Annotated in this window: 19 protein-coding genes; 6 read left to right on the top strand and 13 right to left on the bottom strand. The window is 73.1% G+C overall.

Annotated elements, in window-relative coordinates:
• Positions 1 to 68: 68 nt before the first annotated feature.
• Positions 69 to 1865, bottom strand: a complete 1797-nt coding sequence (locus tag N6H00_RS32060) for a BCCT family transporter (protein WP_443073100.1) — start codon at positions 1863 to 1865, stop codon at positions 69 to 71.
• A gap of 113 nt (positions 1866 to 1978) precedes the next feature.
• Positions 1979 to 4030, bottom strand: a complete 2052-nt coding sequence (locus N6H00_RS32055; RefSeq protein ID WP_268975318.1) for a Xaa-Pro dipeptidyl-peptidase — start codon at positions 4028 to 4030, stop codon at positions 1979 to 1981.
• A gap of 184 nt (positions 4031 to 4214) precedes the next feature.
• On the opposite strand from N6H00_RS32055, the gene N6H00_RS32050 reads away from it, so the two are divergent.
• Positions 4215 to 5720, top strand: coding sequence for a M1 family metallopeptidase (locus N6H00_RS32050; protein WP_268975317.1), 1506 nt, complete (start codon positions 4215 to 4217; stop codon positions 5718 to 5720).
• Positions 5721 to 6015: 295 nt separating this feature from the next.
• Here the strand turns inward: N6H00_RS32050 and N6H00_RS32045 are convergent, their stop codons facing one another.
• On the bottom strand, positions 6016 to 6948 hold the full coding sequence (locus tag N6H00_RS32045) for an oxygenase MpaB family protein (protein ID WP_268975316.1): 933 nt from the start codon (positions 6946 to 6948) through the stop codon (positions 6016 to 6018).
• 202 nt (positions 6949 to 7150) lie between these two features.
• Between N6H00_RS32045 and N6H00_RS32040 the strand changes: the two genes are divergently transcribed.
• Positions 7151 to 7894 carry a MerR family transcriptional regulator gene (locus N6H00_RS32040; protein WP_268975315.1) on the top strand — a complete coding sequence of 248 codons (744 nt, stop codon included), beginning with the start codon at positions 7151 to 7153 and terminating at the stop codon, positions 7892 to 7894.
• Between the two features lie 112 nt (positions 7895 to 8006).
• On the opposite strand, the gene N6H00_RS32035 is transcribed toward N6H00_RS32040, so the two are convergent.
• Positions 8007 to 8903 carry an alpha/beta fold hydrolase gene (locus N6H00_RS32035; RefSeq protein WP_443073099.1) on the bottom strand — a complete coding sequence of 299 codons (897 nt, stop codon included), beginning with the start codon at positions 8901 to 8903 and terminating at the stop codon, positions 8007 to 8009.
• Between the two features lie 101 nt (positions 8904 to 9004).
• On the opposite strand from N6H00_RS32035, the gene N6H00_RS32030 reads away from it, so the two are divergent.
• Complete coding sequence (locus tag N6H00_RS32030) at positions 9005 to 9943, top strand: LysR family transcriptional regulator (RefSeq protein WP_268975314.1); 939 nt, start codon at positions 9005 to 9007, stop codon at positions 9941 to 9943.
• Between the two features lie 162 nt (positions 9944 to 10105).
• Here N6H00_RS32030 and N6H00_RS32025 read toward each other — a convergent pair whose 3' ends face one another.
• From N6H00_RS32025 to N6H00_RS32005, 5 genes are all read right to left on the bottom strand, one after another.
• A complete protein-coding gene (locus N6H00_RS32025; protein WP_268975313.1) occupies positions 10106 to 12313 on the bottom strand; it encodes a 3-hydroxyacyl-CoA dehydrogenase NAD-binding domain-containing protein in 2208 nt (735 codons plus the stop codon).
• A 65-nt stretch (positions 12314 to 12378) separates the two neighbouring features.
• Positions 12379 to 13596, bottom strand: a complete 1218-nt coding sequence (locus N6H00_RS32020) for an acetyl-CoA C-acetyltransferase (RefSeq protein WP_268975312.1) — start codon at positions 13594 to 13596, stop codon at positions 12379 to 12381.
• A gap of 86 nt (positions 13597 to 13682) precedes the next feature.
• On the bottom strand, positions 13683 to 14831 hold the full coding sequence (locus N6H00_RS32015) for a CaiB/BaiF CoA transferase family protein (RefSeq protein WP_268975311.1): 1149 nt from the start codon (positions 14829 to 14831) through the stop codon (positions 13683 to 13685).
• Positions 14832 to 15436: 605 nt separating this feature from the next.
• Entirely contained in the window at positions 15437 to 16834 is a 1398-nt protein-coding gene (locus N6H00_RS32010; protein ID WP_443073253.1) for a sialate:H+ symport family MFS transporter, read from the bottom strand.
• A 56-nt stretch (positions 16835 to 16890) separates the two neighbouring features.
• A complete protein-coding gene (locus N6H00_RS32005) occupies positions 16891 to 17829 on the bottom strand; it encodes a dihydrodipicolinate synthase family protein (RefSeq protein WP_268975309.1) in 939 nt (312 codons plus the stop codon).
• 178 nt (positions 17830 to 18007) lie between these two features.
• On the opposite strand from N6H00_RS32005, the gene N6H00_RS32000 reads away from it, so the two are divergent.
• Entirely contained in the window at positions 18008 to 18499 is a 492-nt protein-coding gene (locus N6H00_RS32000) for a DUF1203 domain-containing protein (protein ID WP_268975308.1), read from the top strand.
• Between the two features lie 75 nt (positions 18500 to 18574).
• On the opposite strand, the gene N6H00_RS31995 is transcribed toward N6H00_RS32000, so the two are convergent.
• Both N6H00_RS31995 and N6H00_RS31990 read right to left on the bottom strand, forming a co-directional pair.
• Positions 18575 to 19297 carry an endonuclease V gene (locus N6H00_RS31995; protein WP_268975307.1) on the bottom strand — a complete coding sequence of 241 codons (723 nt, stop codon included), beginning with the start codon at positions 19295 to 19297 and terminating at the stop codon, positions 18575 to 18577.
• Positions 19298 to 19422: 125 nt separating this feature from the next.
• The gene (locus N6H00_RS31990; protein WP_268975306.1) at positions 19423 to 20883 is read right to left on the bottom strand and encodes a hypothetical protein; all 1461 of its coding nucleotides are present in this window, start codon (positions 20881 to 20883) and stop codon (positions 19423 to 19425) included.
• Between the two features lie 244 nt (positions 20884 to 21127).
• On the opposite strand from N6H00_RS31990, the gene N6H00_RS31985 reads away from it, so the two are divergent.
• The gene (locus N6H00_RS31985) at positions 21128 to 21541 is read left to right on the top strand and encodes an SsgA family sporulation/cell division regulator (protein WP_268975305.1); all 414 of its coding nucleotides are present in this window, start codon (positions 21128 to 21130) and stop codon (positions 21539 to 21541) included.
• A 37-nt stretch (positions 21542 to 21578) separates the two neighbouring features.
• Here N6H00_RS31985 and N6H00_RS31980 read toward each other — a convergent pair whose 3' ends face one another.
• Entirely contained in the window at positions 21579 to 22265 is a 687-nt protein-coding gene (locus N6H00_RS31980) for a GOLPH3/VPS74 family protein (protein WP_268975304.1), read from the bottom strand.
• A 342-nt stretch (positions 22266 to 22607) separates the two neighbouring features.
• The gene (locus tag N6H00_RS31975; protein ID WP_268975303.1) at positions 22608 to 23291 is read right to left on the bottom strand and encodes a hypothetical protein; all 684 of its coding nucleotides are present in this window, start codon (positions 23289 to 23291) and stop codon (positions 22608 to 22610) included.
• 256 nt (positions 23292 to 23547) lie between these two features.
• Between N6H00_RS31975 and N6H00_RS40640 the strand changes: the two genes are divergently transcribed.
• The gene (locus tag N6H00_RS40640; RefSeq protein ID WP_443073098.1) at positions 23548 to 25938 is read left to right on the top strand and encodes a helix-turn-helix domain-containing protein; all 2391 of its coding nucleotides are present in this window, start codon (positions 23548 to 23550) and stop codon (positions 25936 to 25938) included.
• The last annotated feature ends 28 nt before the right edge of the window (positions 25939 to 25966 follow it).

Here is a 25966-nt window from a genome sequence, read left to right as displayed (position 1 = left end):
GGGGTCCGGGCGGCGGGAAGAGGCCGTGCCCAGTGGGGACGGCGGGGCCGGCCGAGGCGGCTAGCGGGCTAGCGGGCCTTGGCCATGGGGTCGCGGTCGCCCGGTACGGCCGCGCCGTCCTCGTTCTCGGACGGGGTGTCGGAGGCGGCCGGAGTGTCGGCGTCGGACGGGGTCGCCGGGCCGATACGGATCTCGAACTCGCCGTCGTACCTCTCATGGCCGGCGATGACCGCCATCTCGACGGCCTCCTCGCCCTTCTCGCCCCGGACGATCAGCGGATCGCGGCGCAGATCCTTCAGCAGCGCCCAACACAGGCCCACCATCACCAGGGTGAAGGGCGCCGCCACCAGGATCGTCAGGTTCTGCAACCCGGTGAGGGCGTCGTCACCACCGCCGCCGATCAGGAGCATGACGGCCGCCACCGCGCCCGTGACCACACCCCAGAAGACGACGACGAAACGGGTCGGCTCGAAGGCGCCCTTCTGCGAGAGGGTGCCCATCACGATGGACGCCGCGTCGGCGCCGGAGACGAAGAAGATACCGACCAGGATCATCACCAGCACGCTCATCACACCGGCGACCGGGTACTGGTCCAGCACCCCGAACAGCTGCCCCTCGGGGGTGGACTCCTCCCCCAGCTTCCCCGCGGCCTGGAGCTTCATCGACGACCCGCCGAAGATGGCGAACCAGATCAGGCTGACGGTGCTCGGGACCAGGATCACACCGCCCACGAACTGCCGGATGGTGCGGCCGCGGCTGATCCGGGCGATGAACATGCCCACGAACGGCGTCCAGGAGATCCACCAGGCCCAGTAGAAGACCGTCCAGCTGCTCAGCCAGTCCGCGACCGACTGGCCGCCGGTGGCCTCGGTCCGGCCCACCAGCTGCGGCAGGTCTCCGAGGTACGAGCCGATCGAGGTCGGCAGCAGATCGAGGATGATGATCGTCGGGCCGGCCACGAAGACGAAGACCGCGAGGAACAGCGCCAGCACCATGTTGATGTTGGACAGCCACTGGATGCCCTTGGCGACACCCGAGACGGCGGACGCGATGAAGGCGACCGTCAATACCGCGATGACGGCGACCAGCAGCCCCGTGCCCACATCGCTCTTCCAGCCCAGCACCTCCACACCGCTGCCTATCTGGAGCGCGCCGAGGCCGAGCGAGGCGGCGGAGCCGAAGAGCGTGGCGAAGATGGCCAGGATGTCGATCACCCGGCCGGCCCAGCCATTGGCGTTCTTCGAGCCCATGAGCGGGGTGAAGACCGCGCTGATCGTCTGCCTGCGGCCGCGGCGGAAGGTGCTGTACGCGATGGCCAGGCCGACCACCGCGTAGATGGCCCAGGGGTGCAGCGTCCAGTGGAAGAGCGTGGTGGACATCGCGGTCTGCATCTTCTCGGCCGCGCTGCCGGGGTCGGTCCCGGGCGGTGGGTCCATGAAATGGGCCAGCGGCTCGCTGACGCCGTAGAACATCAAACCGATGCCCATGCCCGCGCTGAACATCATCGCGACCCATGAGACGGTGCGGAACTCGGGTTCCTCGCCCTCCTTACCGAGCGTGATCTTGCCGTAGCGGCTCATGGCCAGCCAGAGGGCGAAGATCACAAAGCCCGAGGCGGCGAGGACGAAGGCCCATCCACCGTTGTGGATCAGCCCGGAGAGCATGCTGTCCGAGACGCTCTCCAGGGTGTCGGTGGCAACGGCCCCCCAGACGACGAAGGCCAGCGTGAGCGCGGCGGAGACGCCGAAGACCACGCGGTCCGTCCGGGGGGTCCGATGGGGCCCGGCGGGGTCAGGGCCGGGAAGCTCCACGGTGACGGGAGGAACGCCGCTGACGTCCCCCGAAGTTGATCCTGTCTGCGGCACGCAAAAAAACCTTTCACTGGGTTTAGGTGGTGGAGTTGCGGCTACCCAGGACCTGGAGAGGCATGCCAACCGGCCGACGGCCGGGGTTTTCGCGTGCCGCAAAAAGGTTTCGATCAGCGGCTGTTGACGGGTCGACCTGCGGTGATGTGGTGGTCGGGCATGGCCGGGAGCGGGGTGTGGCGCCGCGGGGCCCGGACGCCCTTCAGCGGCGGTGCGGCCGCCGGGTGCGAGGGGGCGGCCGCGGTCTTCGGGGCACCGCCGAGCAGCGGAAGGCGGGCCGAGGTGCGGGACAGATCCAGCGTCAGCCGCGGGGTGGTGGACGGCGGTTCCAGAAGGCCCGCGTCGGTGCCGGCGATGATCAGGCCGAGGCGGTGACCGGCCGGGACGACATGGTCGGTCGCCGCGAGGTCGAGGGTGATGGTGTACGCCGTGCCCGGGGTCAGCGGGCGGCCCTTGCCGTCGTCCGCGAAGTGCCCGAGGTCGGCCCAACCGCGGCTGAAGACCGTGTAGTCGACGTTTCTCCGATCCGCGACGGTCTCCTTGAAGCAGCCGCTGTCCCCCGCCGTACCGCTGCCCCAGCAGTCGCGCCGGTCGAGGGTGGTGATCCCCTCGCCCGCCGCGGTGTAGTCCCGGATGGTGGCCGGGCCCAGGTCGACCAGGACCGCGGAGAGATGGGCGCTGCCGGCGGAGGGCGTGGCGGTGACGGTGACCGTGCCGGAGCCGGACAGCCGCAGGTCCCGCTCGAGCGGGCCGGTGGTGAAGCCCGCCTTGCCGGGCGTCGAGGTGTCGATCGCCGCGGCCCAGTCGGCCTCGCTCAGCGCGGGGTCGTCGGTGAAGCTCTCCGTCGCGCCGGGTTCGGCCCGCTCGGTGCCGAGCACGCCCACCCCGGCCGTGGCGCCGCCGCGCGGGCGCAGGGTGGTCTGCCGGGTGCCGGACGGGGGCCAGACGCGGTCGGTTGACCACTGGTCGGGGGCGCGTTCGACATCGGCCATCGGCTCGCGCTCGATGCCGTTGTCGATGCCGAGGAGGTAGTGGTCGAACCAGCGGTGCAGGGTGCGCACCCACTCCTCGCGCCGGAAGTCGAACGGGTCGACGTGGCCGGTCTGCGAGAGCCAGATCTTGCGCTCGACGCCCGCGTCGGCGAGTGCGTCCCACCACTGTCCGAGGTGCTTGGTGCGGACGTTGAGGTCCTGCGCCCCGTGGACGGCGAAGACGCTGGCCCGCACCTTGCCGGCGGCCGGTACGTAGTCACGGGCGCTCCACAGACCGGTCCAGTCGCCGTTCCGCGGGGCGCCGTCGACCAGGCGTTGTTGTACGGCGGCGCAGCGGGCGTGCGCGTCATCGCTCTCGACGGCGTCCGAGAGTCCGTCCGGGCCGGAGTCGAAGAGCGGGGCGCCCTTGGCGAAGTAGTAGTCGTACCAGGAGGAGATGGCGCCGATCGGCACGATGGTCTTGAGCCCCTTGACGCCGGTGGCGGCGACGCCGCCTGCGATGGTGCCGTCGTAGCTCTTGCCGATCATGCCGGTGGCCCCGTTGGACCAACTCGCCCTGGCGGTCCGGGTGCCGGTGCGGGTGGTGTATCCGGTCGCGCGGCCGTTGAGCCAGTCGACGACGGCCTTGGCCGACTGGATGTCGGAGCGGCCGCCGATGTCCACACAGCCGTCGGAGCGGTTGGTTCCGGCGAGGTCGACCAGGACGGTGGCGTAGCCGCGCGGCACGAAGTAGTTGTCGTAGAAGAGCGGGAAGAGGACCGGATTCCCGGCGGCGTCATAGGTCTTGGTCTGGCTCTCGTTGCCCCGTCCGCAGCAGGAGTAGTAGGGGCTGGCGTCCATGATGACGGGGATGCGGCGGCCCTGCTGAGCGGGTTCGCGCGGCCGCACGATGTCGACGGCGACCCGGTCGGTGCGCCCGTCCGCGTCGCCGTCGACTCTCGTGTCCACCCATACGGATTCACGGATGGCGTTCTGGTAGGAGTAGACCGGTTCGCTCTGCGGTCCGGCCGGTCTGTTTTGCCCGTTCGGTCCGGCGGAAGTGGTGGAAGCGGCGTGGGCGGCCGGGGCGCCGAGCGGTGGCAGCAGCGATACGGCGGTGGCGACCAGCGCGGTGACCGCCGACAGCACGAGCGTGGTCCAGGAGATGCGGGATGTCCGCCTCGGTAACAACACGGCCGGACGGTAGCGCGAGTCAACTCCCGCGCAGAAGAGGGCGATGCGGGGCGGAACGGGTCCGGATCGGTGCGCGTTGCGGCCGGATGTCGATTGGATGTCGGACGGCGTGATGGACGCGGAGTAGATGCGCGGAGTACATAAGGTCGCCAGTGATCGTTCTCCCCAACGAGTTGGAGGACTCGTGCGTCACCACAGACTTCTCGTCCCGGGCGCGGCCGCGGCCTGCCTGCTGCTGGCGATCCCGGCGTCGGCGGCCGACGCCACGCCGGGCGCCCCCGGCATCGGGGACTCGTACTACCCCTCGTACGGCAACGGCGGGTACGACGTCTCCCACTACGACCTCCGGCTGAAGTACCAGCCGACGACCGACCGGCTGGAGGGCACGGCGACGATCGTGGCCGACGCCAAGCAGGATCTGTCCCGGTTCGACCTGGACTTCGCGCTCGATGTGAGCGAGGTGCTGGTGGGCGGCAAGAAGGCCGCGTTCGAGGCGACCGGCGACCACGAGCTGGAGGTCACCCCGGCCGCACCGCTGACCTCCGGCAGCCCCTTCACCGTGGTGGTGCGCTACAGCGGTACCCCCTCGAAGGTCGTGGCCAGCGGCTTCACCTCCTGGCTGCGCACCCCGGACGGCGGGGTCGCGGCGAATGAGCCGGAGTCGGCCTGGTGGTGGTTCCCGAGCAACGACCATCCGCTCGACAAGGCCACCTACGACGTATCGGTGGCGGTGCCGGACGGGACACAGGCGATCAGCAACGGCACCCTGCGGTCGACCAGCTCCAAACTGGGCTGGACCCGCTACAACTGGCGCTCCAGCAAGCCGCAGGCCACGTATCTGGCCACGCTGGCGGTCGGCAAGTTCGACATCACGACGGACACCACCGCAGGCGGTCTGCCGGTGATCAATGCCTACAGCAAGGACCTCGGGGACAACGCGGGCGCGGCGCGGGCCAGCGTGGAGCGGACGGCGGAGATCGTGGACTGGGAGTCCACGGTCTTCGGCCCGTACCCCTTCGACGCGCTGGGCGGCTATGTGCCCAACGTGCCCACGAGCTACGCGCTGGAGACCCAGACCCGGCCGTTCTACAGCCCGAAGGGGTTCGCCAAGGGCGCGAACACCTCGCTGGTGGTGCATGAGCTGGCCCATCAGTGGTTCGGCGACAGCGTCTCGCTGAAGGACTGGCGCGACATCTGGATCAACGAGGGCTTCGCCAGCTACGCGCAGTGGCTGTGGTCGGAGAAGGAGGGCGAGGGCACCGCGCAGGAGCTGGCGGACTACACCTACGCCTCCTACCCGGCCGACGACCCCTTCTGGCAGGTCGAGCCGGGCGACCCGGGGGCGGAGAACCAGTTCCACGACGCGGTGTACGACCGGGGCGCGCTGGCCCTCCAGGCGCTGCGGAACCGCATCGGCGACCAGGACTTCTTCGCGATCCTGAAGGGCTGGACGGCGGAGCACCGGTACGGGAACGCCTCGGTCCGGGACTTCGTGACCTACGCGGAGAAGGTGTCGGGCAAGCCGCTGGCCTCGCTCTTCGACACCTGGCTGTTCACCCCTGGCAAGCCGGCCGCGGCGCAGGCGCGGGCGGCGGAGCTGAGCCCGGCCAAGGCTCCGGCGCGGCCGAAGTCGTGGCAGCGCATCCAGGACACGCACAGCGCCCACGGCCACGGGGCGCACGGCCACTGAGCCTTCGGGGCCCCGGCCGGGTGTTCCACCACCCCGGCCGGGGCCTCGCGCGTCCACGGCGCGTGGCATGCGTACGGTCTACCGTCGGCGCACGGCCTACGGCTGGCGCACCGTCTACCAGTTGGCGCACGACCCACCGGCTGACGCACGACCCACCGGCTGACGCACGACGACCCACCGGCTGATTGCACCGTCTACCGGCTGACGTACGGCCTACCGGCTGACGCCGCGGCGGTAGCCGCCCGCGGGCGGAGACAGCCGAGCGCCATCGGGCCGACGCACCTGACGAGGGCGATCAGGCGCGGTGACCGGTCTTCGGGCCCATGCGCCACCTGCGCCACCTGCGCCACCTGCGCCGTCCACGCTGCCATCGCCGTCCGGCACGGGCGCGGCGCCGGGCCTCGCGGGCGATGGGGAGGTAGCGCAGCCGCTCGGGCAGCAGCGGGACCACCACCCGGACGCCCCTCCCGAACCACCGCAGCCGCCGCTCCTGCCCTGGGGTCCACTCCAGTCCGATCGCCTCCCGCGCGTCCGGCGGCATCAGCCCCACGGTGAGGAACGCGCGGAACCGGGTGAACAGCGGGCGCAGCAGCGGCCACAGCAGCCGCGGCGGCAGCGGACCCGGCGGCGGCACGGACGCGTCGGGCGCGGTCAGTTCACGGGCGACGACGGTCGGCTCCAGCCGTTCCCGCACCATCGCGCGGTAGTAGGGCCAGAACTCCTCGACGGACCCCGGCATGGCGCGGTTGTCGATGCCCAGCACCCGGCCGATCCGCAGCCATTCCCCGTACAGCTGCCGCTCCTCGGCCGCGGTGAAGGGGCGGGTGCCCAGATAGCGCTGGGCCCGCAGATAGACCGGATAGCCGGTGGCGTGCACCCAGGCGTAGACGGGCGGGTCGAGCGCGCGGTAGGGGCGGCCGTGCGCGTCGACGCCCTGGATGGACGCGTGCAGCCCGCGCAGCCGGCGGCCCTCCGTCTCGGCCTCCGCCCCGCCGTACACCCACAGCTGCACCGACCGCAGCGAGCGCTCGCCGCGCCCCCAGGGGTCGGTGCGGAAGACGGAGTACCGGTCCACGCCCGCCCCGACGGCCGGATGGGCCACCTGCATGGTCATCGCGGCCGGCAGGGCGAGCACGCTGCGCAGCTCCCCCGCGATCGCCCACAGGATGCCGCCGGGAGGCGGCGGGTCGTGGCCTTCGGTGGTGGCGCGGGGGCTCTGCGTGCTCATGGGACCAGCGGGCGTGCGGTGACGCGGTCACTCCTCTCGTGTTCCAGTGTGCGCGCCCGCGCCACCGGTGAGCGGACCGGTCCGGGGGGTGAGCCCGTCGCGGTGGGGAGGTTTCACAGTGTTGGTGCGACAGCGATACTGATGGGCCCGATCGGGCAGCAGTACGGCGGAACAGGACGACGCGGAGAGCGAGGCACGGCCGATGACCATCCCCGGCACCGAGGAACCCACCCTCACCGTCGACGAGCTGGCGGCCCGCGCCGGGGTGACCGTGCGCACCATCCGCTTCTACGGCACCCGCGGGCTGCTTCCGCCCCCGGTGATCGGCCCGCGCCGGGTCGGCCACTACGGCCCCGGGCATCTCTCCCGGCTCGCGCTGATCGAACAGTTGCAGCGCCACGGCATGACCCTGTCCGCCATCGAACGCTATCTGAGCCAATTGCCGCGGGATCTGAGCGAGGACGATCTGGCGATCCACCGCGCCCTGGTCGCCTCCTGGGGGCCGGACGCCCCCGAGGAGGCGAGCCGTGAGCAGCTGGACCGGCGGGCCGGACGGGAGCTCACAGAGGGCGACATCGACCGGCTGGCCGCGCTGGAGGCGCTGGAGCGCACCGACGACCCGGACCGGTTCCGGATCGACCCCAAGGTGCTCCACCTGGGGCTGCGGCTGCTGGACGTGCCGATCGAGCTGGAGACGATACGCACGGCCCACGCGGTCGTCTCGGAACACACCCGCTCGGCGGCGCGGGAGCTCAGCCGGCTGTTCCGGGACGAGGTGTGGGGGCCCGAGCGGGAGCACGAGTCCGGGAGCGGACCGGAGCGGATGCGGGCGAAGAAGTCGCTGTCGGCCCATATGCAGCCGCTGGTGGTGGAGGCGCTGGTGATCGCGTTCCAGCGGTCGATGAAGCACGAGCTGCGGGCCTGGTACGGGCAGGACGCCGACTGACCACGGCCGCGTCGAGGCGTTCGCGGCCAGGTGCTCCCTTTGACCGACAGGCTCCGGCGGCTTGACCGACAGCCTCCGGCGGCACGGCGGCCGCCCCGGCGGGCCGGGGTGTTCAGCGGCCCCCGGTGAGCGCGGCGGCCAGCTCGTCGGGGCGGGCGGCGAACGGCGAATGGCTGCCCGGCAGCGTGACCACGGTGAAGGGGTGGTCCGGCATGGCCGCGTCGGCCTCGGCGATCATCAGGTCCTGGAGCGCGGGGGTGCACGCCCGGTCCTCGGCGCAGCGGATGAAGGTGCGCGGGACGCTGCCCCACCGCTCCCGGGTCAGGGCGATCGGGGTGGTCGGCACCGCGAAGGGCAGGTCGGGGCTCAGGGCGTGGCGCCAGCGGGCGAAGGACGCGGCGGGGACGTCGTGGTAGTAGGCCAGCCGCAGCTCCTCCACGTAGTCCGGGTCGGCGGAGAACGGGTTGATCCGGAACGCGCCGAGGGCCTCCGGGTCGCCCAGCATCAGCCCCTGCCCCCGTACGGTCGCGGTCTGCTCGGGGGACGCCAGGTAGTCGGCAAAGCGGGGGCGTCCGGCGGGCACGAAGGACGACAGGTGGACCAGCTCGTCGACGAGCTCGGGCGCCCGCTCCGCGGCCAGGGAGGCGGCGGCGCCCCCGGCGCTGTGCGAGACGAGGACCACCCTCCGATGGCGGCGGACCGATCGCAGCGCGGTGACGACGGCCCCGGCGCACTCCTCCAGGGTCAGCCCGGCCAGCGCGGACTTCTCGGTGGCCACGTCCGGCTGGCCGGGGAGGTGGTAGCCCGAGGGGAGCGGGGCGTCGAAACCGTGTCCCGGCAGGTCGACGGCGAGGCTCGCCGCGCCGCGCCGGGCCAGGGCGCGCTGGGTGGACGCCCACTGCCAGGAGGCGTGCCAGGCGCCGTGGACCAGCACGAACACGGTGTCGGAAGGGTCGGGGCGGGAATCGCTCATGGGGGTCTCGGAATGCGTGGCACTCGTGGAACTCATGGGGGACAGTCCACCCGGACGGCACGGCGTCATCCACCGCTATATCTGACAACCGTCCCGCCGATATCCGCCGCATATCGCGTCGCGGTATCCTCGGCCCGATGGAGGCACGACATCTGCGGTACGCCCTGGCGCTGGCCGAACATCAGCACTTCGGACGGGCGGCGGCCGCCCTGGGCATCGCCCAGCCGCCGCTGTCCCAGCAGATCGCGGCGCTGGAGCGGGAACTGGGCGCGCGGCTCTTCGACCGTACGGCGCGCGGGGTGTTCCCGACCGCCGCCGGCGAGGCGTTCCTGGCCAGGGCGCACCGGGCGCTGGCGGAGATGTCGGCGGCCGTGTCCGATGCGGGCCGGGCCGCCCGGGGCGAGACGGGGCGGCTGCGGCTCGGCTTCATCGGCTCGGCGCTGCTGGAGCTGCTGCCGTCCGTGCTGGGCCGGTTCATCCACGACCACCCCGGGGTGCGGCTGGGGCTTCAGGAGATGTCGACCCGCCGGTCCACGGCGGCGCTGCTCGCGGGCGAGCTGGACGTCGCGATCGGGCGCGGGGCGCCTCGGGGCGCGGGTGCCGAGGATCTGGTGGCGGTCACGGTCGGCCGGGACCATCTGGTCGCGGTCGTCGGCGCCGCCCATCCCTTCGCCGGGCAGCGCAAGGTGAGCACCGACCAGCTCAAGGGGCAGCATCTGATCGTCGCGCCCGCGGATGAGGAGCCGGTGGTGGCCGGCTGGCTGGCCGGGCTGCTGGGCGAGGGCGCCGACGCGCCCGCGCGGACCGGTGGCGTCACCGAGGCGCGGGATGTGCACACCATCATCGGGCTGGCGTCGTGCGGGGTGGGGGTGGGGCTCGGGCCGGCGTGTCTGCGGGTGGCGGCGCGGCCGGGCACCCGGGTGTGCGAGGTGAGTCCGCGGGTGGAGCTGCCGGAGCTGGTGATGTCGTTCCGCGCCCAGGACCGCTCCCCCGTCCTGGCGGCCTTCCTGGACATCACCCGGGAGTTGTGCCCGGAGGTGAGCGAGCGGCTCGAACGCCGTATCGGCCCGCGCTGACGGGCCGCACCGGTCGGCCCGTCAGCACATGGAGCCCCGTCACCACACGGGAGTTCCCGTCAGCGCATGGGCCCCCGTCAGCACACGGGAGCCCCTGCCAACGCATGGGAGCCCCCGTCAGCGCACAGAGGCCCCGTCAGCGCACGCGACCCCGTGCGCACGCTAATCCGTGAAGCGCTCCCCGCGCTCCGCCTTCTCCAGCAGCAGCGCGGGCGGGGCGAACCGCTCCCCGTACGCCGCCTCCAGCTGCCGGGCGCGGGCCACGAAACCGGCCACACCGCCCTCGTAGCCGTTGATGTACTGGAGCACGCCGCCCGTCCAGCCGGGGAAGCCGATGCCGAGGAGGGAGCCGATGTTGGCGTCGGCGACGGAGGTCAGCACGCCTTCCTCCAGCAGCCGCACCGTGTCGATGGCCTCGCAGAAGAGCATCCGCTCCTTCATGTCCTCGAAGGGGATGCCGGTGCCCCCGGTGTCCGAGCCGCCCGAACCGCCCGAGCCGAAGTGCTCACGCAGTCCGGGCCACAGCCGGGTGCGCTTGCCGGTCGTCTCGTCGTAGTCGTAGAAGCCCGCGCCGCCACTGCGGCCGGGGCGCCCGAACTCCTCCACCATGCGGTCGATGACCGCGTCGGCCGGATGCGGCCGCCATGTGCCGCCCGCCTCCTCGGTCGCCCGGCGCGTCTCCTCGCGGATCTTGCGCGGCAGGGTCAGGGTCAGCTCGTCCATCAGGGAGAGCACCTTGGCCGGATAGCCGGCCTGGGCCGCGGCCTGTTCCACGGAGGCCGGGTCGATGCCCTCGCCCACCATCGCCACGCCCTCGTTGAGGAAGTGGCCGATGACGCGGGAGGTGAAGAAGCCGCGGGAGTCGTTGACCACGATCGGGGTCTTGTTGATCTGCCGCACCAGGTCGAAGGCGCGGGCCAGCGCCTTGTCGCCGGTGCGCTCGCCCTTGATGATCTCGACCAGCGGCATCTTGTCGACGGGTGAGAAGAAGTGGAGCCCGATGAAGTCGTCGGCGCGCTGCACTCCCTCCGCGAGCAGGGTGATGGGGAGGGTGGAGGTGTTGGAGCACAGCAGGGCGTCCGGGGCGACGACGCCCTCGATCTCCTGGAAGACCTTGTGCTTGACCGCCGGGTCCTCGAAGACCGCCTCGATGACCGCGTCACAGCCCTGGAGATCGCTGAGGTCGGCGGTGGGGGTGATCCGGGCCAGCAGCTCGTCCCGCTCGGCCTCGGTGGTACGGCCCTTGGCGAGCGCCTTGGCCAGCAGCCCCGCCGAGTACGCCTTGCCCTTGGCGGCGGCCTCCAGGGACACGTCCTTGAGGACGACCTCGATGCCCGCCTTGGCGCAGGAGTACGCGATGCCCGCGCCCATCATCCCGGCGCCCAGCACCGCGACCTTGCGGACCTGACGGGCCTCGATCCCCTGGGGGCGGTTGGCACCGGAATTGACCGCCTGGAGATCGAAGAAGAACGCCTGGATCATGTTCTTGGCGGTCTGGCCGATGACCAGCTCGGTGAAGTACCGGGCCTCGATGGTCTGCGCGGTCTCGAAGTCCACCTGGGAGCCCTCGACGGCGGCGGCCAGGATGTTGCGCTGCGCCGGGTAGGGGGCGCCGTTCAGCTGCTTGCGCAGATTGGCGGGGAAGGCGGGCAGGTTGACGGCGAACTTCGGCTGCGCCGGAGTGCCGCCCGGGATCCGGTGGCCCTTCTCGTCCCAGGGCTGCGCCGACTCGGGGTGGGCGGCGATGAACGCCCGCGCCAGGGTGAGCATCTCCTCCGGGGTGGCCGCCACCTCGTCCACCAGCCCCGCCTCCTGGGCGCGCCGGGGGTTGTAGCGCGTCCCCTGGAGCAGCCACGTGAGCAGCGCGTCGGAGACGCCGAGCAGCCGGACCGTACGGGCGACTCCGCCGCCGCCCGGGAGCAGGCCCAGGGTGACCTCGGGGAAGCCGATGCGCGAGCCGGGGGCGTCGAGGGCGACGCGGTGGTGGCAGGCGAGCGCGATCTCCAGCCCGCCGCCGAGCGCCGCGCCGTTGATCGCGGCGACCACGGGCTTGCCGAGGGTTTCGATCCGGCGCAGCCCGCGCTTGACGCGGAGGTTCTTCTCGTAGACCTCCTGGGCCTGGTCGGGCCCGACCTGGAGGAGGTCGTTGAGGTCGCCGCCGGCGAAGAAGGTCTTCTTGGCGGAGGTGACGATGATGCCGCGGATGGCGTCCCGCTCGGCCTCGGCGCGCTCGGCGATCGCGTCGAGGGAGTCGATGAACGCGGCGTTCATGGTGTTGGCGGACTGGCCGGGGTCGTCGAGCACCAGGGTGACGACGCCCTCGTCGTCCTGCTCCCAGCGGATGGTGGAGGCGGTGGTGGGGTGGGTCATCTGAGGTCTCCAGGGCGAAGGGGACGGGCGCGGGGGCGGGGGTGGGGGCGGGAGGGAGCTCGGCGTCAGCGGAGCCGCTCGACCACCGTCGCGATGCCCATCCCACCTCCCACGCACAGCGTCACCAGCCCGTACCGCCCGCCGCGCCGCTCCAGCTCGTCGATCAGCGTGCCGAGGATCATCGCGCCGGTGGCGCCCAGCGGATGGCCCATCGCGATCGCGCCGCCGTTGACATTGACCTTGTCCAGGCTCAGGCCCATGTCGTCCACGAAGCGCAGCACCACCGCCGCGAACGCCTCGTTGATCTCGACCAGGTCGATGTCGTCGATGGTCAGCCCGCCCTTGGCGAGCGCCTTACGGGTGGCGGGTGCCGGGCCGGTGAGCATGATGGTGGGGTCGGCGCCGGAGACGGCGGCGGAGACGATCCGGGCGCGCGGGGTCAGCCCGAAGCGCTCGCCGACCTCGCGGTTGCCGATGGCGACCAGGGCGGCGCCGTCCACGATGCCCGAGGAGTTCCCGGCGTGGTGGACGTGGTCGATCGCCTCGAGCCAGTGGTACTTCTGAAGCGCCACCGCGTCGAAGCCGCCCGCTTCGCCGATGGTCGCGAACGACGGCTTGAGGCCCGCCAGGGTCTCGGGGGTGGTGCCGGGGCGGATGTGCTCGTCCCGGTCGAGGACGGTCAGCCCGCTGCGGTCGCGGACCGGGACCACGGAGCGGTCGAAGTGCCCCTCCTTCCAGGCCCGCGCGGCCCGCTCCTGGGAGAGCGCGGCGAAGCTGTCCACGTCATGGCGGCTGTAGCCGCCGATGGTGGCGATGAGGTCGGCGCCGATGCCCTGCGGTACGAAACCGGTCTCGTAGTTGGTCATCGGGTCCGCGAACCAGGCTCCGCCGTCGGAGCCCATCTTCACCCGCGACATCGACTCGACGCCGCCCGCGAGCACCAGGTCCTCCCAGCCGGAACGGACCTTGGCCGCGGCCAGGTTGACGGCCTCCAGGCCCGAGGCACAGAAGCGGTTCTCCTGGACGCCGGCGACCGTGTCCGGGAGCCCGGCCGCGATGGCCGCGATCTTGGCGATGTCGGAGCCCTGGTCGCCGAGCGGGCTGACGACGCCGAGGACCACGTCGTCGATGGCCGCCGGGTCCAGCTCGGGGAACCGCCGCCGGATCTCCTGGATGAGGCCCACCACCAGGTCGACGGGCTTGGTGCCGTGCAGGGCGCCATCGGCCTTCCCACGCCCGCGCGGGGTGCGGATGGCGTCGTACACATACGCTTCGGTGCTCACGTCAGCGGCCTTTCGGGGAGGGTTGGGCGGGACGGCTCAGCGGGGCGGGGGCGGCTCGGCGGACCGGCCGGGACCGGACCGGGGGCTCATGAGGGACTTCCCTCGCCGAGGGAGGTGACACCCCAGTCGCGGGCCACCTCGGCGGTGTCCGCCCCGGGCCGGGCGGGCGCGCGGCGCACCGCGCCCGGGGTGGCGGAGAAGCGCGGGGCGGGCGCGGGCTGGGTGATCCCGCCGTGGTCGAGGAAGGTGGAGCGGGCCACGAGCTGCGGATGGGCCGGGGCCTCCCGCAGCGACAGCACGGGGGCGACACAGGCGTCCGAGGCGGCGAAGACGGCGGTCCACTCCTCGCGGGTGCGCTGCTTGAAGCGGTCGGCGATGGCGGCGCGCAGCTCGGCCCAGCTGTCGAAGTCGTCGCGGGCGGGGGCCTGATCGGCGATCCCCAGCAGCTCGATGAACTCCGTGTAGAACTTGCGCTCCAGGGGCGCGACCGCCATATAGCCGCCATCGGCGGTCTCATAGGTGCCGTAGAAGGGGCAGCCGCCGTCGAGGAGATTGGTGCCGCGCTGGTCCCGCCAGCCACCGGCGGCCATCATGCCGTGGATGACGGAGGTCAGATGGGCGGTGCCGTCGACGATCGCGGCGTCCACCACCTGACCGGGGCCGCCCGCTCGGGCGTGCTGGAGGGCGGCGAGGACGCCGATGACGAGATAGAGCGAACCCCCCGCGTAGTCCCCCAGGAGGTTGGCGGGGGCGATGGGCGGGCCGTCGACGGCGCCGATCATGCTGAGGGCGCCGCTGACGGCGATATAGCCGAGGTCATGGCCGGCCACCCCGGCGAGCGGGCCCTGCTGCCCCCAGCCGGTCATCCGGCCGTAGACCAGCTCGGGGTTACGGGCCAGACAGGCGTCCGGACCGACGCCCAGCCGCTCGGCGACCCCCGGGCGGTAGCCCTCGATGAGGACGTCGGCGCGCTCCACGAGGTCGAGCACGGCGGCCGCGCCCTCCTCGGTCTTCAGGTCCAGCAGCACCGAGCGCTTGTTGCGGTTCGCCAGGTCGTAGTCCGGGTCGATCCGCAGGCCCCCGGGGCCTCCGGGGCGGTCGACGCGGACGACATCGGCGCCGAGGTCGCCGAGGACCATGGCGGCGAACGGGCCAGGACCGATCCCCGCGAGCTCCACCACACGCACTCCGGCCAGCGGGCCGGCCGCGGTCGCCCCCTCCTCCATCGCCGTCATCCCGTCCCCATCATGTGACACCACCGCTGTAACACCGCCGATGCTAAGAACGCGGTCCTCATTCCACAAGCCCCCGCCTGGGCCTGTGGACAACCAAACCCCTTGATGGGCGAGGGGCTTGGCCTCCGCGGCCGTACGGCGGGCCGGGTGTGGCGCGTCGGGGGTGCCGAAGCCGCGTGCCTCGGGGCGCCGAAGCCGCGCGGCTGTGGGCTCGGAAGCCGTGTACCTCGGGGCGCCGAAACCGCGTACCTCGGGACACCGAAGCCGCGTGCCTCGGGGCGCCGAAGCCTCGTGGCCGTGGCGCCGAAACCGCGTACCTCGGGACACCGAAGCCTCGTGGCCGTGGCGCCGAAACCGCGTACCTCGGGACACCGAAGCCTCGTGGCCGTGGCGCCGAAACCGCGTACCTCGGGACACCGAAGCCTCGTGGCCGTGGCGCCGAAACCGCGTACCTCGGGACACCGAAGCCTCGTGGCCGTGGCGCCGAAACCGCGTACCTCGGGACACCGAAGCCTCGTACCTCGGGACACCGAAGCCTCGTGCCTCGGGGCGCCGCCCCGGCCGGCGTCCCGGATCAGAGGCGCTCCGCCCCTGCCGGCCCCGGATCAGGTCCGCTCCACGCCGGGTTCCGCCACCGGCAGCGGCCGGCCGGGCCCGAGATGGTCCTCGTCGCCCGCCGGATCGGTCAGCCGGCCCAGCCGGCGCGGCACGTCGGCACCGACCAGCACGATCACCAGCAGTGTCAGCCCGAAGGTGAGCACCGCCAGCGCCCGGCCGAGGGACATGCCCTCGGCCAGATGGGCGCCGAGCACCGGCGCCACCGCGCCGCCGAGCGCCCCGGTGTTGTAGACGAAGCCGAGCGAGGCGGCCCGGCTCTCGGTCGGGAAGTGACCCGCGGTGTACTTCGGCAGCAGGCCGGAGATCCCCTGGCTCAGCGCGAGCAGGAAGAACAGCAGCACGCCGAGCCCGACCAGGCTGTCGCGCACCGCGAACACCGGGAAGACGAAGGCCAGCGAGGCGAGCAGGGTGTAGGCGTAGGCGCGCCGGGTGCCGAGCCAGTCGCCCGCGAATCCCGCGAGCCAGCACCCGGCCATCGTGCCGAACCCGGCGTAGAACATCACATCGGTGACCTCGGAGGGGGTGTATCCCAGCTGCTCCTTCAGATAGGTGGGCAGCAGCGCCTGGATCGGCCAGCTGTAGAGGAACGCGCAGAAGACCGTGCACGTCAGGGCGATGTACAGCGACCAGCGGCGGCGTCCGCCGAGCTGGGCCGCGAAGGCGACCAGACACCCCGCCGCCAGGACCGACAGCGGCCAGCGCCAGCCCGCGCCCAGCGGGGTGAAGACGCAGAACAGCGCGGTGCTCGCGGCCACGGCCAGCGCCGTGTTGGCGCTGGCGTGGGAACGCCCGGCGAACAGCGGCCGGAAGGGGTTCGGCCGCGCCCGCGCCGTCGCCACCTCCTCGTCCCACTCCCCGGCCTCCGGAAGGGCCCGCCGTACCCACAGCGCGACCAGCACCGGCAGCACTCCGATCCAGAACATCCAGCGCCAGCCCCAGTGGGGCACCACCCACTTGTAGAGCTCGGAGGCGATGATGGTGCCGCCGGAGTAGCCCGAGATCAGGAAGCCGGAGGCGCGGTTGCGCAGCCGCGCGGGCCAGCTCTCCAGGACATAGGTGGCGCTCGCGGTGTACTCACCGGCCATGCCCATGCCAATCACCAGCCGGGCCGTGAACAGGCTGGTGTAGTTCCAGGCGAAGCCGCACGCGAAGGTGCCGAGCGAGTAGAGCAGGATGCTGACGATCATCGCGGCCTTGCGTCCGTAGCGGTCGCCCAGCGCGCCCAGCACCGCCCCGCCGAGCCAGCGGGTGATGAAGGCACCGGAGACCAGGGTCGCCGCCGAGGCCGTGCTCAGGTCGAACTCGTCGGCTATCTCGGTCAGGACGAGCGTGATCAGCACGAAGTCGAAACCGTCGAGCAGATAGCCGATCCAGGCGGCGAACATGGACTTCCACTGGCCACGGGAGACCTCTCGGTACCAGGGCACCTCGGGGGCTGTGGTCACGTCAGCAGCCCTCCCTCCTCCAGCAGCTGACGTACGGTCTTGACGGCCGCCTCGCCGAGCGGGACCTGGGGCGCGGCGGTGTCCGCGCACTCGATCACGCCCAGCAGCCGCAGCGCGGTCTTGAAGCCGCCGAGCCCCGACGAACTGCCGCCCATCAGCGCCGGGTCCCCGGCGTCGGTGATGGCGAAGAGCGCGGCCAGCCGGTCCTGTTCGGCGGCCGCCTGCTCCCAGCGTCCCGCGCGCGCGTGCCGGTACAGCCGGACGAAACCGGCCGGATCGACATTGGCCAGGCCCGGGACGACGCCATGGGCCCCCGCCAGCAGGGCGCCGTCCACGGACAGCTCGGAGCCGGTGAGCACGGTGAAGGAGTCGCCCAGGCCGCGCCGGCGCACCTCGACGAGCAGCCGCCGCAGCGCCCCGTCGTCCCCGCTGCTGTCCTTGACCCCGGCCAGCGTGGCGTCGGCGGCCAGCGGGAGCAGGATCGAGGGCGTCAGCTTGGAGTGGACGGAGACCGGGATGTCGTAGGCGAACAGCGGCAGGTCCGCGCCGTCGCGCAGCCGCCGGAAGTGGTCGGCGATCTCCACGGGGTGGGTGCGGGTGTAGAAGGGCGCGGTGGCCACGATCCCGTCCGCGCCCAGCTCCGCCGCCGTACGGGCGTGGTCCAGCACCCGCGCGGTCGTCATGTCGATCACCCCGGCGAGCACGGGCACCCGGCCGTCCGCGGCCCCGATGACCGTCTCGAGGACCGTACGGCGGCTGCGGTCGTCCAGATAGGCGGCCTCTCCGCTGGAGCCGAGCGCGAACAGCGCGCTCACCCCCGCGTCGATCAGCCGCTCGGCGAGCGCGGCGAGGGAACGGGTGTCGACCTCGCCCAGGGGGGTGAGCGGGGTGCACAGGGGCGGTACGACACCGGTGAGGGGCGCCGGAAGACTCATCGACACCAGCTTTCTGGAGAGCGGGACGACCTGGGCAGCGGGACAATATGGACGTCGGACGTCCTGTGGTGGCCCGAATCTGACGGAGCACCACCGCCCTGTCAAGTACATCGCCCACCTCAGCGCCTGGTCCGAATCCCGCCAGCACGCCGGGGGCCCACCGGCCACCCTGGACCGCATGAGCGAGAACTACGAGCTGCGGGCCATCGCGCCCGAGGCGCTGAAGCTGCTGCGGACCGCCGACGACGCGGGGCAGCCGCCGCGCACGGTGGTGGAGGGCGAGGAGGGCGGCAGCCCGATGCGCTGCTGCCTGGGCCGGAGCCGGCCGCACGAGACCATCGCGCTGGTCTCCTACGCCCCGCTGCGCCGCTGGGCCGCGGAGACGGGCGCCACGCCCGGCCCGTACGACGAGGTCGGCCCGGTCTTCATCCACCCCGGGGAGTGCGACGGCTGGACCGGCCCCGGCATCCCGGACGGCATCCGGGGCACGCGCCGGGTGCTGCGGGCGTACTCCGCCGAGGGCGGCATCCTCGGCGGCCGGCTGCTGAACGGCGGCGAACCGACGCTCGAGGAGGGGCTGGCCGAGCTGTACCGGGACCCTCGGGTGGCGTCGGTGCATGTGCGCGCCGTCGAGTTCGGCTGCTTCCTGGCCGAGACGCGACGGGTCTGACAGCCCCGGAACGCACCGGCACCGGCAGCGGCACCGGCACCGGCACCGGCACCGGCACCGGCACCGGAGGATTCGTCACATCCCGGCGGCCTTGAGGGCCCGGCGGCACAGCGCGTCCGCGCGCCGTGTCGTCTCCGGCTGCCGGTAGTCGCGGGCCAGGTGCAGGGTGTACGCGCAGGCGTCCGCGATGGTCACCCGGTGGCCGACCGAGACGAACAGGGGCTTCACACCGTCGCGGGTGCGCAGCGCCCGGCCCACCTCCTCGTCCCCGTCGAGCAGCGGCGCCCAGTCGCCGCGCCGCGGCCCCGGATCGGCGTGACGGAAGCCGAAGGGGTTCTTGGCGACGCCTATGGTGGGCAGCCCGGTGAGCACCCCGAGATGGCTGGCCAGCCCGAACCGGCGCGGGTGGGCGAGCCCGTAGCCGTCGCACACCACCAGGTCGGGGCGGCTGCCGAGCCGCCGGTGGAGGTCGCCGAGCGCGTCGAGGACGGCCGGGATCTCACGGAACGCCAGCAGCCCGGGGACGTAAGGGAAGCTGACCCGGCCGACCGCGGTCGCCTCCGCGACGACGGCGAGGTCGCGCGCGTCCAGGGCGACGGCGGCGGCCGCGACCAGGTCGCGCTCGTCGTCGTACGCCACGTCCACCCCGACGACCGCGCCGGTCCCGGTGCCCGGCGCGGGCACCTCCCCGCCGATCAGCACGGACGCCCGCGTCCGCTCCTGGACGGCGATCGCCCCGGCCTCGGTCGTGGGCCAGTCGCGGGGCAGTTCATATCGTGGATCGACGGCACTGGTCATCGTGCGGCCCACGGTACTAGGGCCGGTCGATCACGCACGTTTCGGAGCCCGCCTTACGGTTCCCGCCACCACGGCACGGTCGCCACGGCACGGGAACCGCAAGGCGCAGGCGGGCCCCGCCGCCCCTAGCGGGAGACGCAGAGCCGGACCACCAGCGAGACGCAGTCCCGGGAGCCGTCGGGGCGGGAGTCGGAGTCGGTCGGTTTCGCCGTGGGCCGTGTCGGCCGCTCGCTCGGGGTGTCCTGCGGGTCCGTCGTCCCGCCGTCGGTCGGCTCCTGGGTCGGTTCGGCGGTCGGCTGGTGCGACGGGCCGCCCGACGAGGACGAGGAAGCGGAGGAAGAGGGCGACGGTGCCTTCCGCGAGGGCGATACGGCACTGGAGGGCACATCCGTCGGGGAGTGTCCCGTGGGCGCGCTCGACGTGGTCGGCCGGCTCCGGGACGCCTCCCCCGGAGCGCCCGACCGCGCCCCGTCCGTATGCCGCGAGGCCCCGGACGTGGCCGACGTGCCGGAACCAGTCGGGGACGGTGAGCCGGACGGGCTGGAGGAACCAGAAGAACCAGAGGAGCCAGAAGAACCAGCGGAACCGGAAGAGGAGTCCGACGTGCTCGATATGGGCGGTGTCGACGCCGCCGCGGGCTGCTGCGCCTCCGCCGCGCCGCCGTCCGTCAGCGCCAGCCCCGTCATGATCGCCGCCCCGGCGACCAGTATCACCCCGGCCCCGGCCGCCGCGACCGCCACCGGCCCCGCCTGGCGCACCTGCCCGCGGGCGAGGTGACGCATGGACCGGCGGGTGGAGACCAGCGGTCCGCCCGAGCGGGCCGCATGCGCACCGCCGGTCGCCACGGCACTCGCCCCGGCGGCCCCCACCGCGCCCAGCGCACCGGCGGCCACCAGCGGCGCCAGGAAGCGCGCCTGGTCCCGGTCGTACAGCGCCAGCAGGGCCGGGCCGGTCAGCGCGGGCAGCCGCCCGTCGGCCGCCACCAGCTGCTCCATCCGGCTCCGGCAGTCCCGGCAGCCGTCGACGTGTACCGCGAGCTGCTCGGCCTCGTGCGGGGAGTCCGTGCCCCGCACATGGCCGGGCAGCCGCTCCCAGTACCCACCGCACGCGGCGCTCGCCGGATAGCCGGGCTGGGCGCGCAGGAACTCCTGGCGCACGCTCTCCCGGACGCGCTCCACCAGGGCCGCCGCGCCGTCCGGACCGGCCCCGGCCCGCCGCGCCACCTCCTCCGGCGGGAGCCCGTCCACCTCGGTGAGCCACAGCGCCTTGACCCATCGCTGCGGCAGCTCGTCGAGGACCTGGACGAGCGGTTCGAGGTACGACGCCTGCTGCGGCGGACCCCAGCTCCCCACCCCGGCCGACAGCGCCCTTACGGCGCCCGTCAGCTCGGCCGGAACAGCGTCGGCACCCAGGGGATGCCCGGCGCGCAGCCGGCGCCAGACGCTGTAGTGCGCCTCGGCCACCAGGTCCCCCGCAACCCAGGGGTTATCGGTAAGAGTTCGGGCATATCCGCACAGGCGCGGATATTCGGCTTCGTAGATACGGGTGTACGCGGCCGCGTCGAGCGCCGCGGGACCTTCGGTCATGGTGGAACAACCCCTGGGACGGGTGCCTCGACACTGCCGACGTTCTGTAACAGCTCCGCACGGCGCCCGAGACCTTGCATGGTTTGGCCACCCTAAATGCCGTATGTCCCGGCGAAAAATCAGTCGTGACGCACGTCACTCCGAAAACGGGTGCACTGCCCTCATCGCCCAGACGTCTTAACGGTCGTAGGGAGTCGTAAGTCGTAAGGGAACAGCGCCCCGCACCCATCGCAAGGGAGCCGACGTGACCACAGTCATCGACCAAGCCGTCCAGGCGCAGCTCATCGCGTCGACACCCGAGTCACGCGCGATCCCGGCGTGTCTGCACTATGAGCGGAACGACCCGTTCGCCGTCCATGTCTCCTTTCCGCCCTCCGCGTCCCTCGACGGCTCCGCCGTGGAGTGGACGTTCGGGCGGGAGCTGCTCGCGGCCGGGCTGCGGGGCCCGGCGGGCAGCGGGGACGTGCAGATGTGGCCGTGCGGACCGCAGCGGACGGTCCTGGAGTTCCACGCCCCGGAGGGCATGGCCATGGTCCAGTTCGACACCGGCGACCTCCGCAGATTCCTCGGCCGCTCGTACGCCGTCGTGCCCGAGGGCCACGAGGCCGGGGAGCTCGACCTGGACGGGGGGCTGGCGTCGCTGCTGAACGACGCCTGAGCCGGTACCGGCGGTCGAGCGGCCGCTACGGTGAGGGTCAGGTCGTGGTCGTGGTCGTGACCGTGGTCGTCGTCAGCATGGTCGTGACGACGGCGGCGGCGAGCGCCGTCCGCACCTGCGCGATCGCCTTCTCCAGCACCGGGCCCATGCCTCCGCAGCGCTCCCCCAGTTCAAGGATCCGGTCCTTGCGGACCTTGGCGTCCGTGGCCGTCACCACCGTCCGCAGCTCGCCCGCGGCCGCGAGGGTGACCAGCGCCGCGTCCCGTTCGGACACGTCGGCCGCCGGCTGCCCACCGTGCAGCGCGCGCACCGCGTCGTCCCGCATCCCGGCCGCCTGCTCGGGCCGTTCCAGCACGTACTCCTTGGCCGGGAACAGCCCCAGCACCCGCCTCCCCTTCTGCCGCACATAGCCGGCCGCCACCATCTGGTCGCGGACCGCGTGCTCGGTGAGCCGCGGGTGGTGCCCCACCCAGACCTGCCAGCTGCGTGGCCGGGATTCACCGATCAGTTCCAGCAGCCCGTCGAGCGCCTGGTCCCCGGTGAACGCGTCGGCCACCGGGCAGGGGCTGCCGTCGCTGTCAGTGAGCAGGCCCCGCTGGACGAGTTCGGTGAGGGCGGCGGCGCGGACCAGGAGGGCGGTGTGAGCACCGGTGGGGCGGCCGGTCTCGGGGTCGTAGGAGAGCAGGTAGAGCGAGGCGGCGAGGGAGAGCGAGCCGTTCGGCACGGATAACCTCCGACGGTCGGACGTCCTATGGTGCGGCGTCTTCCGACCATATCGGCCACCCGCCCGGGTGTAGCCGATTCGGCGGAGTGAGCGCGGGACGTGCGAGCCACCGGGCTCCGGGGAGGTGACGGCGACGCGCGCACCCCCGTGCCCCCGCGTTGCCGCCACCGGTCCCCCTCCCCCTCCCCCGTCAAGCCCCCCTTGGGCCCTCCCCTCGGGCCCTCCCCCTCGGGCCGCTGCCTGGTTCCCGGTCAGCTGTCCGTTGGCCCCCCTCAGGCCCGGCTCCCCGTCAGACCCCTCGGCCCCGTCATCTTCCTCGGACCCTCTCGGGACCCGTCCCCGTCACGGGTGGTACAGCTTGACCACGGCGGTGGCGGTGGTCCGCTTGAAGTCGGCCAGCGGCGCCTGGTCGTAGTCGCCCATCTGACCCCACGCCACGACGGTGACGGTCCGGCCGTCGCGCCCCACCCCGAAGAGGTGGATGCCGGGCTCCGAGTCCGGGTACGAGGTGTGGACACCGTAGACGTGGGCGCCGTCCTCGGCCGTCAGCGCGCCGTAGTCCCGCCATGAGGCGGTGCCCTGCGGGTAGTCGCGCTGCCAGTCGGCGGCGCAGTTGCGGATCTTCTGCTCGGCCGCGGCGGCGAGCTTACGGGCGGCTTCCACCGTGCCGGTCCTGACCACGATCTGGGTGGCGCCGGTGTCGTACTCGGTCCAGAAGGCGCGGTGGGTCGCCCCGGCCGACGGCAGGGTCTTCTCGACGCAGAACGGAGCGGTCTCGGGCAGGCCCTCGGTGACATCGCTCGCGTACCAGTCGGACTTCGGATGCGGCGGGAGTTCCCTCGGCACGAGGTGGGCGGGGGTGCTCCGGGGGACGGCCTGCGCCGTGGTCCGGGCCGCCGGTGCGTGGGCCTGGGCGTGGGTCTGGGCGTGGGCCGGTCCGGTTCCGGCCACGGCCACGGCCACGGCGGCGGCCGCGGACACGCCGCCGAGCGCGGCGCCGCGAAGTGCGTGCGTGGGCTTGCGCATGAGGTGGTTCCTCGTCTCTTCCCGATCTCAGGATCTCAGCATGTCGCCGCCGCACCGGCAGGTCGCGACGGCGGGACAAGCGTGTGCGCCACGTGGCCGTGGCCGCTACGGCTGGCGTGGCATTCGGGACGCTGGAATGCCTGCACGTACGCTGACTTGGGGGTATGACAACACCCTGGAACGCGCTCGCGAGGAGCTCGCGGGACGCCCGCGGGACGATGCCGCGATACCGGGGCCGATATGGGGGGTGGTGGGCGTGGGGAACGCCAAAGAGGTCGAGGACTTCGCCGAACGCTTGCGTGCGCTGAAGGAGCGCTCGGGCCGCAGTTACGGCTCGCTGGCCACGCGACTGCACGTCAGCGCGTCCACGCTGCACCGCTATTGCAATGGCGACGCGGTCCCGGCGGACTACGCCCCCGTCGAGCGCTTCGCCCGGCTGTGCGGCGCCACTTCTGAGGAACTGCTCGCCCTCCACCGCCGCTGGGTCCGCGCGGACGCCGCCAGACGCCGCGCCCGCGCGGCCGACCGCGAGGCCGACCGTGAGGCCGACCGTGAGGGCACGGCGTCGGCCCCGCGCGGGGGCGCGGCCGACGCCGTACGCCCGGTCGGCGACGAGGGCGCGGCCGCCGCACGAGGCGGCGCCGACGACGACCCGTCCGACGCGCCTGACGCCCCGTCGGACGCCGCCGAGACCGTCATCGCGAGCCCCGACGCCCGACCGGCCCCTCCTCCTGGTGAGGCCACCGATACCGGGACCGAGAACCTGGCGAAGGCCACCGACCCCCGCCCGCCCGCGCACCAAACCGACACCGCGGCCGCCCCCTCACCGGGCCACCCCGCCGTCAGCACCGAGCAGGACCAGACGGCACCCGGCCGTGACGCCACACACCGCCACGGGAACGCATCCCAACGCGGGGACACGGACCGGCACGAGGACACGGACCGGCGCAGCGACGCAGACCGGCGCGGGACCGCACACCAGCGCGGCGACACAGACCGGTACGGGACCGCGCCCCAGCCCCAGGACGCGCACAGGTCCGGGAATGCACACCGGCACGAGGACGCACCCCACCCTCAGGACGCACACGGGTCCGGCAATGCACCCCAGCCCCAGGATGCATACGAGTCCGGGGATGCACACCGGCGCGGGGGTATGGACCGGCCCAGGACCGAACTCCAGCGCGGGACCGCACACCGGCACGGGGAGACACCCCAGCACGGGGACACGGACCGGTCCAGGACCGCACACCAGCACGCCGACGCAGACCGGCACGAGGACACACCCCAGCACGCCGACGCAGACCGGCACGAGGACGCACCCCAGCCCCAGGACGCACCCCAACGCGGGACCGCACACCAGCACGGGAACCCACCCCGGCGCGGAAAAACGGACCGGCACGAGGACACACCCCGGCACGAGGACGCGCACCGGCCCGGGACCGCGCACCGGCCCAGGACCACACCCCAGCCCGAGACCACACACGAGCCCGGGACCGCACCCCAACGCGGGACCGCACACCGCCCCAGGCACACCACCGGGCGGGGCGGCGGCGGGCGGGTGCCGTCCGTGGCGGGCGGGTGGGGGCGGGTGCCGCGCGGCTTCGGGGGTGGCGCCAAGGCGGAGGCCGGGCCCGTGGCCGGTGGGCGGCGGGGGTTGCGGGCGGTGGCGGGGGGCGGTGGGGAGGCCGTCGTCGGGGCACGGGTGCGGCGGCCGTGGGCGTTGCTGGCCGGGGCCGCCGCCGTCGTCGTGCTCGCCGTCACGGCGGTCGAGGTGCGGCCGCCCGGTGCGGACGGGCGGCAGGACGCGGCGGCCTCACCCCCCACCGCCACCGCCCCCTCGTCCGCCCCGTCCGCCGGGCCGTCCGCCCGTGGGCGGCTGGACCGTCAGGAGACGGACGGCGACGACGCGTCCGGCGCGCCCCGCGACGGCGCGAAGGGCGAACGTGACGACGAGCGGAAGGCCGGAGGCGCTCCCTCCGGCTCCCCCGGGACCGGCTCGGCCAAGGGGCCGGGCGATGGCGGTTCCACCCGGACCCCGCTCACCCTCTCCACCCGTTCCCATGTCTGGGAGAACGGCTGCGACCACCGCTATCTCATCGACCGGCCCCCGTCCGAGGTTGCCCCGCCGCCCACCGAGCAGGACGCCCCGACCTGGGCCGCCGCCCATGGCGCGGTGCACGGCGGGACCACCAATGTCGAGGTCACGGTGCAGGGCCGCGCCTCGTCGGCGGTCGTCCTCCAGGCCCTGCACGTACGGGTCGTGGGCCGCCGCACCCCGCTCGCGTGGTCGTCGTTCGCCATGGAGAACGGCTGTGGGGGCTCCCTCACCCCGCGCGCCTTCTCGGTCAACCTGGACGCCGCCCGTCCGCTGGCCCGCCCCACCGACGGCAATGACGGCGGCAAGCCGATCCCGGCCGTTCGCCTCCCCTACCGGGTCTCGGCCTCCGATCCGGAGGTGCTGCTGGTCAACGCCCGGACGTCCGGCTGCGACTGTAGCTGGTACCTGGAGCTGGACTGGACGAGCGGCGGCCGCTCGGGGACGCTGCGGATCGACGACCACGGCTCGCCGTTCCGCACCAGCGGCGTCAAGGGGCGCCCCGAATACGGGTACGACTACGCCGACGGGGCCTGGCACCAGAGCGGCTGAGCCGAGCACGGCCGGCGGATGGTTTCCC

The organism is Streptomyces sp. S465 (assembly GCF_026898115.1).
Classification (GTDB): Bacteria; Actinomycetota; Actinomycetes; order Streptomycetales; family Streptomycetaceae; genus Streptomyces; species Streptomyces luomodiensis.
The sequence above is the reverse complement of the archived record's forward strand: the minus strand, read 5'-3'. Positions and strand labels throughout refer to the sequence as shown.

Coding starts and splice junctions, on each gene's coding strand:
- N6H00_RS32015 (WP_268975311.1), bottom strand. CDS start 14,831: ATGACGGCGATGGAGGAGGGGGCGACCGCGGCCGGCCCGCTGGCCGGA.
- N6H00_RS32040 (WP_268975315.1), top strand. CDS start 7,151: ATGACCATCCCCGGCACCGAGGAACCCACCCTCACCGTCGACGAGCTG.
- N6H00_RS32035 (WP_443073099.1), bottom strand. CDS start 8,903: ATGAGTTCCACGAGTGCCACGCATTCCGAGACCCCCATGAGCGATTCC.
- N6H00_RS32030 (WP_268975314.1), top strand. CDS start 9,005: ATGGAGGCACGACATCTGCGGTACGCCCTGGCGCTGGCCGAACATCAG.
- N6H00_RS32010 (WP_443073253.1), bottom strand. CDS start 16,834: ATGTTCGCCGCCTGGATCGGCTATCTGCTCGACGGTTTCGACTTCGTG.
- N6H00_RS32025 (WP_268975313.1), bottom strand. CDS start 12,313: ATGACCCACCCCACCACCGCCTCCACCATCCGCTGGGAGCAGGACGAC.
- N6H00_RS32005 (WP_268975309.1), bottom strand. CDS start 17,829: ATGAGTCTTCCGGCGCCCCTCACCGGTGTCGTACCGCCCCTGTGCACC.
- N6H00_RS32000 (WP_268975308.1), top strand. CDS start 18,008: ATGAGCGAGAACTACGAGCTGCGGGCCATCGCGCCCGAGGCGCTGAAG.
- N6H00_RS31975 (WP_268975303.1), bottom strand. CDS start 23,291: ATGCGCAAGCCCACGCACGCACTTCGCGGCGCCGCGCTCGGCGGCGTG.
- N6H00_RS32045 (WP_268975316.1), bottom strand. CDS start 6,948: ATGAGCACGCAGAGCCCCCGCGCCACCACCGAAGGCCACGACCCGCCG.
- N6H00_RS31990 (WP_268975306.1), bottom strand. CDS start 20,883: ATGACCGAAGGTCCCGCGGCGCTCGACGCGGCCGCGTACACCCGTATC.
- N6H00_RS31995 (WP_268975307.1), bottom strand. CDS start 19,297: ATGACCAGTGCCGTCGATCCACGATATGAACTGCCCCGCGACTGGCCC.